At 65.3% G+C, this 2,121-nt stretch carries 2 protein-coding genes; both read left to right on the forward strand.

Going from position 1 to position 2,121, the window contains the following annotated elements:
* The first annotated feature begins 248 nt into the window (after positions 1-248).
* Positions 249-1,169: a hydrogen peroxide-inducible genes activator gene (locus RGM2987_RS00215; protein WP_245138108.1), complete on the forward strand. Its 921-nt coding sequence runs from the start codon at positions 249-251 to the stop codon at positions 1,167-1,169.
* A 9-nt stretch (positions 1,170-1,178) separates the two neighbouring features.
* The coding region (locus RGM2987_RS00220) for an OB-fold nucleic acid binding domain-containing protein (RefSeq protein WP_348529609.1) at positions 1,179-2,121 on the forward strand (943 nt) is incomplete at its 3' end.

The raw sequence follows: 2,121 nt of genomic DNA on the forward strand, positions 1-2,121 counted from the left end.
GGTCTAGTGGACGCGCAGCAGCAGCCAAAGCGCGTCCACTAGACCAGGGCCTGCTACGCAGTCCAGCGGGAGCAAGCTCCCTCGCCACAGTGGGTACACTCATGACAGAGGCATCGAAAGGTGCCTGGCTCATATCCGGCAACGACCCCGCCCGCATTACCCAGTGTCGCACCGCGCCCTCAGTCTGATAACGTGCGTCTATCGATTGCAGCCGGTATGCTTGGCTCGCAACTTCACGGACGCTCGCCATGACCCTCACAGAATTACGCTACATCGTCACCCTCGCCCAAGAGCAGCACTTTGGCCACGCGGCCGAGCGTTGCCATGTCAGCCAGCCGACGCTGTCGGTGGGCGTGAAAAAGCTCGAAGACGAACTCGGTGTGCTGATTTTCGAGCGCAGCAAAAGTGCCGTGCGCCTGACACCGGTCGGTGAAGGCATCGTTGCCCAGGCGCAGAAAGTGCTGGAGCAGGCCCAGGGCATCCGCGAATTGGCCCAGGCCGGCAAGAACCAGCTGACCGCCCCGCTGAAGGTCGGCGCGATCTATACCGTCGGCCCGTACCTGTTCCCGCACCTGATTCCGCAACTGCACCGGGTCGCCCCGCAGATGCCGTTGTACATCGAAGAAAACTTTACCCACGTGCTGCGCGACAAACTGCGCAACGGCGAACTGGACGCGATCATCATCGCCCTGCCGTTCAACGAAGCCGACGTGCTGACACTGCCGCTCTACGACGAACCGTTCTACGTCCTGATGCCGGCGCAGCACCCCTGGACCCAGAAAAAAACCATCGACGCCGGCCTGCTCAACGACAAGAGTCTGTTGCTGCTCGGCGAAGGCCACTGCTTCCGCGACCAGGTCCTCGAAGCCTGCCCGACCCTGACCAAGGGCAGCGAAGGCGCCAAGCACACCACGGTGGAATCCAGCTCCCTGGAAACCATCCGCCACATGGTCGCCTCAGGCCTGGGCATTTCGATCCTGCCGCTGTCGGCGGTGGACAGCCATCACTATGCCCCGGGCGTGATCGAAGTCCGTCCGCTCTCGGCACCCGTGCCGTTTCGCACCGTTGCCATCGCCTGGCGCGCCAGCTTCCCGCGACCCAAGGCCATCGAGATCCTCGCTGACTCGATCCGCCTGTGTTCCGTGGCCAAGCCGCCCACCGCCAAGTAAGCCGCTGCCATGACTGAGCTGTCGAAGGTGCCGGTCACGGCACTCAAGGGTGTCGGTGAAGCCATGGCCGAAAAACTGGCCAAGGTCGGCCTGGAAAACCTCCAGGACGTGCTGTTCCACTTGCCGCTGCGTTACCAGGACCGCACCCGCGTGGTGCCCATCGGCCATTTGCGGCCTGGGCAGGACGCGGTGATCGAAGGCACCGTCAGCGGCGCCGACGTAGTCATGGGCCGCCGCCGCAGCCTGGTGGTGCGCCTGCAGGACGGCACCGGTGGGCTCAGCCTGCGTTTCTACCATTTCAGCAATGCGCAAAAGGAAGGCCTCAAGCGCGGTACCCGCGTGCGTTGCTACGGCGAGGCGCGGCCTGGTGCGTCAGGGCTGGAGATCTATCACCCGGAATACCGCGCCATCACCGGCGACGAACCGCCGCCGGTGGATGAAACCCTGACCCCGGTCTACCCGCTCACCGAAGGCCTGACCCAACAGCGCCTGCGCCAATTGTGCATGCAAACCCTGACCCTGCTCGGCCCCAGCAGCCTGCCCGACTGGCTGCCCACCGAACTGGCCCGGGACTATCAACTGGCGCCACTGGCCGACGCGATCCGCTACCTGCACAACCCGCCGGCCGATGCCGATGTCGACGAACTCGCCCTGGGTCATCACTGGGCCCAGCATCGCCTGGCCTTCGAAGAACTGCTGACCCATCAACTGTCCCAGCAGCGCCTGCGCGAAAGCCTGCGCTCCCTGCGCGCACCGGCCATGCCCAAGGCCCGGGAGCTGCCGGCGCGCTACCTGGCAAACCTGGGCTTTACCCCAACCGGCGCCCAGCAACGGGTCGGCAACGAAATCGCCTACGACCTGAGCCAGCCCGAGCCGATGCTGCGGCTGATCCAGGGCGACGTAGGCGCCGGCAAGACCGTGGTCGCCGCCCTCGCCGCGCTCCAGGCCCTGG

This window comes from Pseudomonas sp. RGM2987 (assembly GCF_022952855.1).
GTDB lineage: Bacteria > Pseudomonadota > Gammaproteobacteria > Pseudomonadales > Pseudomonadaceae > Aquipseudomonas.

Excerpts from the sequence above, each read along its gene's own strand:
- RGM2987_RS00215 (WP_245138108.1), top strand. The coding sequence starts at position 249 with ATGACCCTCACAGAATTACGCTACATCGTCACCCTCGCCCAAGAGCAG.